The sequence below is a fragment of the Mesorhizobium sp. WSM4821 genome (assembly GCF_055901555.1).
This window is the reverse complement of record NZ_CM148371.1, coordinates 2,482,234-2,491,508: the sequence shown is the minus strand read 5'-3', so window position 1 is coordinate 2,491,508 and position 9,275 is coordinate 2,482,234. Positions and strand designations below refer to the sequence as shown.

10 protein-coding genes are annotated in these 9,275 nt (G+C 60.6%); 8 read left to right on the top strand and 2 right to left on the bottom strand.

Annotated features, from left to right (window positions below; translation table 11 throughout):
• Positions 1 to 42 precede the first annotated feature (42 nt).
• Positions 43 to 903, bottom strand: coding sequence for a MurR/RpiR family transcriptional regulator (locus AC0NID_RS11955; RefSeq protein ID WP_473454696.1), 861 nt, complete (start codon positions 901 to 903; stop codon positions 43 to 45).
• A gap of 214 nt (positions 904 to 1,117) precedes the next feature.
• Here AC0NID_RS11955 and AC0NID_RS11950 point away from each other — a divergent pair, with 214 nt between their 5' ends.
• From AC0NID_RS11950 to AC0NID_RS11920, 7 genes are all read left to right on the top strand, one after another.
• Positions 1,118 to 1,300, top strand: coding sequence for a hypothetical protein (locus AC0NID_RS11950; protein ID WP_126092905.1), 183 nt, complete (start codon positions 1,118 to 1,120; stop codon positions 1,298 to 1,300).
• A 121-nt stretch (positions 1,301 to 1,421) separates the two neighbouring features.
• On the top strand, positions 1,422 to 2,423 hold the full coding sequence (locus AC0NID_RS11945; protein ID WP_473454697.1) for a SctD/MshK family protein: 1,002 nt from the start codon (positions 1,422 to 1,424) through the stop codon (positions 2,421 to 2,423).
• A 38-nt stretch (positions 2,424 to 2,461) separates the two neighbouring features.
• Positions 2,462 to 2,860: a hypothetical protein gene (locus AC0NID_RS11940; RefSeq protein WP_473454698.1), complete on the top strand. Its 399-nt coding sequence runs from the start codon at positions 2,462 to 2,464 to the stop codon at positions 2,858 to 2,860.
• Positions 2,861 to 2,877: 17 nt separating this feature from the next.
• On the top strand, positions 2,878 to 3,189 hold the full coding sequence (locus AC0NID_RS11935; protein ID WP_473454699.1) for a tetratricopeptide repeat protein: 312 nt from the start codon (positions 2,878 to 2,880) through the stop codon (positions 3,187 to 3,189).
• Complete coding sequence (gene sctV, locus AC0NID_RS11930) at positions 3,186 to 5,354, top strand: type III secretion system export apparatus subunit SctV (RefSeq protein ID WP_473454700.1); 2,169 nt, start codon at positions 3,186 to 3,188, stop codon at positions 5,352 to 5,354. Before AC0NID_RS11935 ends, sctV begins: the two co-directional genes overlap by 4 nt.
• Positions 5,355 to 5,411: 57 nt before the next feature.
• Positions 5,412 to 6,770 carry a type II and III secretion system protein family protein gene (locus AC0NID_RS11925; RefSeq protein WP_473454701.1) on the top strand — a complete coding sequence of 453 codons (1,359 nt, stop codon included), beginning with the start codon at positions 5,412 to 5,414 and terminating at the stop codon, positions 6,768 to 6,770.
• A gap of 13 nt (positions 6,771 to 6,783) precedes the next feature.
• Complete coding sequence (locus AC0NID_RS11920; RefSeq protein WP_473454702.1) at positions 6,784 to 7,230, top strand: hypothetical protein; 447 nt, start codon at positions 6,784 to 6,786, stop codon at positions 7,228 to 7,230.
• A gap of 94 nt (positions 7,231 to 7,324) precedes the next feature.
• On the opposite strand, the gene AC0NID_RS11915 is transcribed toward AC0NID_RS11920, so the two are convergent.
• Complete coding sequence (locus tag AC0NID_RS11915; protein ID WP_473454703.1) at positions 7,325 to 8,128, bottom strand: tetratricopeptide repeat protein; 804 nt, start codon at positions 8,126 to 8,128, stop codon at positions 7,325 to 7,327.
• An 84-nt stretch (positions 8,129 to 8,212) separates the two neighbouring features.
• Here AC0NID_RS11915 and AC0NID_RS11910 point away from each other — a divergent pair, with 84 nt between their 5' ends.
• Entirely contained in the window at positions 8,213 to 9,253 is a 1,041-nt protein-coding gene (locus AC0NID_RS11910) for an EscU/YscU/HrcU family type III secretion system export apparatus switch protein (protein WP_473454704.1), read from the top strand.
• The last annotated feature ends 22 nt before the right edge of the window (positions 9,254 to 9,275 follow it).

Sequence of the window (9,275 nt, the reverse complement as noted above, 5' to 3'; positions counted from 1 at the left end):
GCCGTCAACGCCCCCGCGCCCGACCGTGGAAGCCCCGGCCGCTTACCGGGGCGGCTTCCAATAAACATCAAGGGCGGAGAGTTCTTCTTCGACCTCCCTCGCCTTCCCTTCGGCATTCGCGCCGCATTTGGTGGCGATTAGCGCGGCCAGTATTTCGGTCGCGGCAAGAGCCGGCGCCATGCTCCTGAAATATGACTGCGAGCCTGTGGTGACGATCATGCTCTCGCGCGCCATCCTGGCCAGTGGCGATACGCTGCTGTCCGTGATCGCCACGACCGCTACCCGGCGTTCTGCCGCATGCCGCGCCACTTCGATCGTCGTCCGGGAATAAGGTGCCAGGCCTATCGCCAGCACCGCATCGCCGTCGCCGGCGCCGCGCAAGGCATCGACACCCATGGCGCCGGAGGCATCCAGAAGTCTCACCTCGCGGCCCAGGAATGAAAGCGTGTGCGCGAAATGCTGCGCGACGGCCTGCTCCGACCGCAGGCCGAGGCTGAATAGCTTGCGTGAGCCGGCGAGGACATTCGCCGCTGCGATGAACTGGATGGCGTTGCCGTATTCGCCGAGACTGGCAATCTGGGCAGCAACCGCATCGGCAACGACGCCTACGGTCGAGAAGCCGCCGTCGCCGGCCAGCTGCGTCTCCACCAAGCGTGCGGACGCGCCGGACAGGCTACCCGGTTCGCGCATCGCTTTCGCATAAAGGCTGCGCATATCCTCATAGCCTTCAAGGCCAAGCCATCGCGCCAACCGCATCATCGTGCTGTGCGAAACGCCGGCCTGGTGCGCCTGCTCGCGCATGGACATCAGCGCGACATCCTTAGGATGATCGAGCACAAAACGCGCAGCGACCCGCAGTTGTGGCGGCATATTCTCGAACCGTTCGACCAACAGCTCCGCCAACGGACCTTTTTCCATTCTGAAATACCCCATTCACCCCGATGGCAGGTTACTCCCCCAATGTCGGCAATGCAACAGTTGGAACTGAAGTGGTTCATATATTCCAAGTGGACTTTCATTTTCGATCAGGCTGCCTTAAGCTGCTTTCGCAACCTGCCGGATCGCATCGCCGTGATTCCGGAGTTTGTAACTTGAATGGTCCCTCAAGGAGACAATGATGGCTGCTACCCCTCCCATTACATCCGGCTCTGCCGGGTCGCCGGAACAGAACCTGGACAAAATGATCAAGCATCAGGAGCGCATGTTTGGCCTCGAGATCACAAAAGAAATCGCGAAATCCCAACATGACATGCTGATGAGCACCGCGAGGACGCTCGGCCAATCGGCTGAAAAAGCCTAAGGCGGGTTTCTCGAAGCCATGCGCCGCCGCAAGCACTCGGCGGCGTACTCTCACGGCAGGAATGTTTTGCAGCCGTCGTCAGGTTGCGTCTGAAATGGTCATCGGCGGGAGATGAAGTGGCATGACCGCTAATTCTATCGGCAGGTACTGGGATGTGGCGCCCGCGCGCCGGCTCCGATCGATTATCGCCCGCTCCCCGGCATCCGGACATTCCATTGCGCTCAGCGTAACTCACGGATTTCACGCCGGCGCTGAACTCAGTCTGGTCGAGTCTTTGTATACGGTTGGCTCCAGCACAGAGTCGGACATTGTCCTCAGGGATGCCGGTATCGCGCCGGTCCACGCAAGATTACGGCGCAAGGGCAGCCAAATTGAAATCGAAGCCGTCGGCGGCGATGTCACACTCGCCACCGGCGAGATCATCCATGTAGGCCAAGGCAGCCGCTGCAGGCTGCCGCTCACGATAAGTATCGCCGATGCCCATATCCGGCTGGTCAACCGGGAACGACCGCAGACTCGCTGGTCTGTTTCCGATCGCCCCCTCCTGGTTGCAGGCAGTGTTCTCTTTGCTGTATTCGCTGTTTCCATCGCTGCGAATGGGTTCTCTTTCGCCAAGCCCGACATTGGCAAAAAAATATCCTCTCAAGACGGTGAACCGATCAGAGTGGCCTTCGCTGGCGAGGCAGGAGAAGGCGTCCTGGGCGATTCATCGCCAACACAAATACACAGTGCCGCCGACGCGGAAAGCCAGCTCAAGCTGCGCCTCGAGCAATCCGGCATCAGCACATTGACTGTTCAACGATCACCTGGACGGCTCGTGGTCTCGGGTATGATCCCCAATGGCAAGAGTGGTGTCTGGACCGAAACGCAATCCTGGTTCGACCAGGCGTTCGGTGCGCACATCCCCCTCGTTTCCAATGTCATGATCGGCAGCGCCGAGCAGGCTCCGCGCCTGACGCTGCAGGCGATCTGGTATGGAGAGCGGCCCTATGTCATCGCCGCCGACGGCGCACGCTATCATGAAGGTGCGTTCACCAATGACGGCTGGACCATCGAGCGCATAGGCGAGACGGAACTTCTCCTGACGAAGGGCGGCGCCACGGTCGCGCTGAAATATCCGTGAATCGTCGGCTTGAAGGGCCGCGATTCGATACGGCGAGGATGGAAACACCCGGCCGCGAGGTGCGGCAGGCGGCAGGCGTGCGCGGTCAGGCAATCAACCGGCGGCGGATGAATGGTGTCGACAAGGCCGCAAGCCGTGCTCAGGGGACGACATCAGCCGCTGGCACGGAAAAGCCACAAAACGCTGAATTCCAGCCCTCTCGAGATACGACCGGCGAATCACTCGACGAGGCACTCATCAACTTCGTCATGCCCGGTATTCCCGAGCCGGCCATCCTGCGTCGCTCCGTACCTATCCTCCAGCATTTTGTAACGCATCTGGTTGCCGATCTCGAGGGTGGCGAGCAACTCAAGACACTTGCCAGAACGCTGATGGAGGATGAAATCGAGCGTCATCGCGATCTGCTTGACCGGATACAGGAAGGAATCGAAACCTGACCGATCCGCGTGACACAGTGCATCTGCTGCATGTCTTGGGTTATCTCTACGGGTGTCATGGGCAGGCAAAGCGGGGCGCGGCATACCTGCTTATCGCTGCCCAGCTTTCGCCGGGAAATGCCGGCGTCCTGCGGACATTAGCGCATCTGCTCATACTCGATGGCGAAGCGGACAAAGCGCTTGCCACGATTGCCAGGCTGGAGACGTTGGAGGGAATGGACCACCCCACGCTAGCGTTGCTGAAAAGCCGCGCGTTGCTTGTGGCCGGCCGCAAGGCCGAGGCGCACAATGCCTTGCGGAGTTTCCTGTCGCAGCGAGCCGCCAAATGACGGTGTCGGAGCGACTTCTGCACTTCCTTGCCAAGCTGTCACGCCGCAGCGATCTGGTCATTGCCGTCCTGATGCTGGTCGCAGTGGTGATGATGCTCATTCCATTGCCGACCTTTCTCGTCGACATTCTCATCACCGCCAATATCGCCGTCAGCGTGCTCATCCTGCTGGCCTCGTTTTACGTTTCTCATCCGCTCCAGTTCTCCTCGCTGCCATCGGTCATCCTCATCGCTACCTTGTTCAGGCTGGCGATCACGATCACAACCACGCGACTGATCCTGCTCCAGGCCGACGCAGGCGAGATCGTTTCCGCCTTCGGTACTTTCGTCGTTGGCGGCAGTATTGCGGTGGGACTCGTCATCTTCCTGATCATCACCGTCGCGCAGTTCATCGTGGTTGCGCGAGGTGCGGAACGCGTTGCTGAAGTGGCCGCGCGCTTCACACTCGATGCGCTGCCGGGCAAGCAGATGAGTATCGACGCCGAGTTGCGCAACGGAGACATCGATCAGGCGGAGGCACGCCGCCTGCGCCAGCAGCTCGAGCGTGAGAGCCAGTTGTTCGGCGCGATGGACGGCGCCATGAAATTCGTCAAGGGCGACGTCATCGCCGGCATTGTAATCATTCTGGTCAACCTGATCGGTGGTTTCGCGATCGGAACGCTGCAGCACGATATGTCGCTGGGGGACGCCGCCGCCACCTACTCACTGCTCACTGTGGGTGACGGGCTGGTCGCGCAGATACCGGCACTGCTCGTCGCTGTGGCCGCCGGAACGATGGTGACGCGCGTCGGCAGCGCGGACGGCACGAGCGACCTTGGCAGGCAAATAACCAGCCAGTTGCTACGGGACTCCCGTGCGCTCGCACTCGCAGCGGTGATCATGGTCGGCCTTGCCATAGTGCCGGGCTTTCCGTCCATTGTGTTCCTGATCCTTGGTGCCTGCTTCGGAGCGGGAGCCTATGCAATCAATCGCCGCACCGCCCGGGAATCCGAGCCCAAAGACATCGGCCAGATCGCCATGAGCGAACAACCGGGAAATCCCGCGTCGCTTTCGGCAACGTCCATCGGAACATTGCCTTCTTCATCCCGTATCGTCGTACGCTTCGGAACCGAACTCGGACGGTCTATCCCGGAACCCGAATTCGCCGCGCTCGCCGATGGCGTGCGCCGCGAACTCTTCGGCGATCTCGGTGTCGACGTTCCGGCTATCGGCCTGCAGGTCGACCAGATGCTTTCACCGAGAAGCATGCGCATCGATCTGGAGGGTGCACCCATCCTGGATACCGAAATCCCGGCTGACCGCGTTCTTGTCGAAGCAGACCCAACACATCTCGATCTGCTTGATGTGACTTACGAAAAAGGTTCTCCGATTGTCGGTCAGCGCAAATTCATGTGGGTCGATGATCGCCACATATCGGCTTTGCAAGAAGCCGGCTTCGTCTTCTCCACACCGATGGAAACAGCGGCCAAATGGGCCGAGAATGCACTTCGGCTCTACTCCGGCCATTTCGTCGGGATCCAGGAGACACGCAGGCTCCTGTCGGACATGGAGCCGGATTATGCGGATCTGGTTAGACAGGCGCAGGAGATCGTGCCGCTGCAGAAGATCGCGGAAGTGCTCCGGCGACTTGTCGACGAAAACGTGCCGATCCGCAACCTGCGCCTGATCCTCGAAGCGTTGATCGAATGGGGTCAACGCGAACAGGACGTCGTCCTGCTTACGGAATATATCCGCACGTCCTTGAAACGCCAGATCAGCTTCCGCTCCGCTGACCGTAACAACATCATCGCAGCCTATGTTCTCCAGCGCTCGGCTGAGGATATCCTGCGAAACGCGGTGCAAACCAGATCGACCGGTACATTCCTGAATCTTTCGGATGGTGATGCACAGGCTTTGGTCACCGAAATCGAACGCGCCCTGTCGCAGAACTCCACCGATGTCTCACCGGTCGTCCTCGCGGCGATGGATGTACGCCGTCATATGCGAAGCCTGCTCACGCATAACGCCATTGAACTTCCGGTTCTGTCCTTCCAGGAACTCGCACAAGAATTCAACGTCCAGCCGTTGGCCACGATTGCTGGCCGCTCGGGCAAAGGTGGCGCACGCAACGTCTCCCAGTCGCTGCCATCGACTGAGGCAAAAGCCGGACAAGAGGCAATCTCATGATGCCAGCCGAGCGGATTGGGACAGTTGGGGAATCTACATGCTCAGGAGGGGAACGGCATGACAATCCACGATACCGCAGCAGGCGTTCGATCCGCCGCTTTCGCCGGGCGGAAGGATATGCGCTGGCTCGCTATCGCCATTGTCGGCTTCTTGCTGGCGTTTTTGTTCACACTTGCCGACGCGATGGCACAGAACGTGTCGCCCTTGCCGAGCGAGCCAACGGTCGACCTGCCGGTCGGGCAAGGACGCCTGCTGCGGTTCAATGAACCCGTCGAATCCGTCCTGATCGCGGATACCACGATCGCAGACCTTCAGGTCGTGTCGCCGGGGATGGTCTATGTCTTCGGCCTAAAACCCGGCCTGACCAACCTCATTGCAGTCACAGGCGATGAGCGGATCGAGGCAACGGCGCAGTTCCGCGTCACCCCCGATGTCACGCCTGCCAATGAAGCAATGCGCGCAATGCAGCCGAACTCGGCAACAAATCTCTCGATTTTCGGGACCCGCATTGTTGCGACAGGTGAGGCACGAGGCGTCGATGAGGCCACGGATATCGACAATGTCGCCCGAACGTTCTCGCCGCCGGAACAGCCGCCGCTGAACAACACGACCGTGCAGGGGTCGCAGCAGGTCAACATCCGAGTCCGCTTCGCCGAAGTCTCACGCACGGATCTGCAGTCCTACGGCGTCGATTGGTCTGTCGGATACAGGAGCGGCGGCTTCGAATTCAACATGTTCCAGGACAACGGCGTGCCCTCCGACACCGGGAATTTCGGTTTGAACATGGATCAGACGCACGGCATCAACTTCGACATTCTCATCGAAGCGCTGCAACGCAATGGCGTCGTCAAGATACTGGCCGAACCGAACCTGACAGCGATGACCGGTCAGACCGCAAGCTTTCTTGCCGGCGGCGAAATTCCGGTTCCGATACCGCAAGGAACTGACGTCGTCACCGTTCAATACAAGCCCTTCGGGGTATCCCTCGGGTTCACTCCTACGCTGATCGGCCGCAATCGCATTGCGCTCCATGTCCAGCCGGAGGTCAGCTCCTTGTCGGAAGCAGGCTCCGTAAGCGCCAACGGTTTCGCCATGCCGAGTTTCGTCGTGCGCAAAGCTGACACCACGGTCGAAGTGGCGAGCGGCCAGACCTTTGCGATCGCCGGTCTTTTCCAGCAGCGGACCTCACGTAATCTGGAAAAGTTTCCAGTTCTCGGCGATGTGCCGGTGCTTGGCCCGCTTTTCCAGTCACAGCGGTTCCAGCGCGAAGAGACGGAACTGGTGATCCTGATCACGCCTTATCTGGTCGAGCCGGTACGCGACAGCCTCGCTACACCGCTCGATCGTCCGGCAGCCAAGCGCCACAGCCGCAAGCGCGCCAATGACGCGTCGGCGATGGGCCTGATCATCAAGTAGTGGGGAACCGAACATGACATTTCGCATGGTTTTGTGCTCTGTTCCTCCGGTGCTGCTTCTGGCCGGCTGCGTGAACAGCCCGCAACAGCCGCAGGAATATTCTCCCGGCTACAGCTATGTTTCGACCGACACCGGTGGCTCCGAGAAGGGCGTCGGCGGTTCCGTCCTTGCTCCCAATGCATGTCTGAACGAACCGGCCGATGACGACAACTCTGCCGCCGCGACAGATCTGACGATCGTCTCCGGCGTCGGCTCTCACCTGCCGTCCGGCTGCGCCAACGCCTACAATCTTCAACGCATGGCCGAAAGCCAGCGTGACCTCGTCGAGGGCCGGCGCATGGGGTCGGCGGCCGCCGCGCCGACTGCAAATGCCGCTCGGCGCTACCTCAATGGCGAAGAAGCTCCCATGGGTGGAGCCAATAGCGGGCCGCTGACGCCGCAAACAACGCCGGTCGAGTGAGCCGATGCGGCCTTGCCCGCGGAGCGCTGCTTTATCCGGTTGTTTTCGCGTGGGGCTCGACCCAAATCGGCTTTGCGCTTTCCGGTCCGATGCACTAGCCGAGGATAGAGCCGAGCGCTTTCGCCCTGGCCTGTGTGCTACCCTTCGACCGGATGATTCTGGCACGCGCAAGCAAGGTATCCATCTCCTTGGTCGCAAGGCCGATCGGCGGCGAGGCCCTGACCTGATCGGCCTGGCCGAGAAGTCCGTAGACCACCACGACATTGCGCTTGTGATGCAACTGCGCATGAGGTGCGGCGGAAATCTTCTGGGCCAGCGGGAGTGCTGTGGTGGAATTGCCTTCGAGCGCTGCTGCAAGCGCCATGTTGGTCTCGACGTCGAGATCCCCAGGCGCGAGCTTCAACGCCTGAGCAAAGGTAGTCTGCGCCTCCCCCGTCTGGCCCGCGAACGTCTGCGCCACGCCCAACCGATTGTAGGCGCTGCTAGTATTGACCAGCGGCGCTGCCTGCGCGAGCGCGCGCATGCCGGCATCGATATCACCCGTTTCTATCATCGCCGAGCCAAGCCCGAGCATTGCCCCCCCGTCATTGGGAGCTTTTGCGAGCGCGGCCTGATAGGCTCTGGCGGCCTCGGCGGGATAGCCCGCTCGCATGTAGGCCTCGCCCGCCTTGACGAAGGCGCTCGGCTTGGCGTCCGGCATCGCTGCCGCGCGCTGGTAGAGCGCGATTGCGGTGTCACTATCTCCCTGCGCATTTATATCGTCCGCAAGCTTGATCAGACGCTCCGATTGCGACGACGGGCCTTGTGCCTTTGCCTGCTCGGCGTCGGTTTTGGTCGTCTGGCAACCGGCCACCGCCAGCATGGCGATGACAGGCAAGAATACGACATGCAGCCGCATATACACCTCTCCGTATTCAAGCCCGCCGCACCTTACACACGGCATTGGCCGACTGGAACCACAACAGTGCGATAAGATTGCAACATGGCCGAAGAAGCTGAGGAAAAAAACCTCCCGGCGTCCGACAAGAAGCTTCGTGACGCCCGCCGGAAAGGCCAGGTTTCGCAGAGCCGCGACCTGGTCTCCGGCTTCAGTCTTTTTGCAGCGCTTGCCTATCTCTTTTTTGCCTGGCCGATGCTCGTCGAGCATCTTTCGGAACTCGTGCAGACCGTCACGGTCCCCGGCGGTTCGTTCGGGGAAGTCAGCCTGCGGGCCATCCGCCATTCGTTCTCATTGCTGATGCTTGCCACATTACCGCTAGTCGGGATCGTTGTCGTCCTGACCGTGGCCTTTGGCATGCTGGGAACGTTCGGGCCAGTCTTCTCGTTTGAGCCGCTCAAGCCGCAGTTCGATCACATAAACCCTGCGAAGGGCCTTCAGAAGATCCTGTCGCTCCGCAACGTCATCGAGTTCACCAAGGGCCTGGCCAAGGTGGTGTTGCTGGCAAGCCTCTTCGTATTCATTTTGGCTGCGTGGCTGCAGCCGCTCTTCGATGCTCCAGGATGCGGTCAGTCATGCCTGGAGCCAATTATCAAGGCGGTGCTGACACCACTTGGAATTGCCGCCGCGCTGGCGTTTGTCGTTATCGGCGTGATCGACGTTCCTGTCCAGCGCTGGCTGTTCCTGCGCGACATGCGTATGACGACAACCGAATACAAGCGTGAACACAAGGATCTCGAAGGAGACCCAATGATCCGGCAGGAACAGCAGCGACAGCGGCGTGAGGCCGTGATGCAACCCGCGAAGCTGGGCGTAAAAAATGCCGTCATCGTCTTCGCGTCTGGCGACCGCGTAGTGGCGTTGCGTTACGTCAAGGGTGAAACACCGGTGCCGACGGTCGTCGGCAAGGGCCAGGGCCGAGCGGCCGACGAGATGATGGCGCAAGCACGCCAGGCGGGTATTCCCGTGGTCGATGACGCGGCCGTCGCCGAACCACTCTTCGAAAACGCGAACACCGGAGCTTACATCGGTCAGGAAATGTTCTCACCGGTCGTGCGCCATCTTGTCCGGCTCGGGCTCACTTGAGGCAAAATCCCGGCTGTCGTGG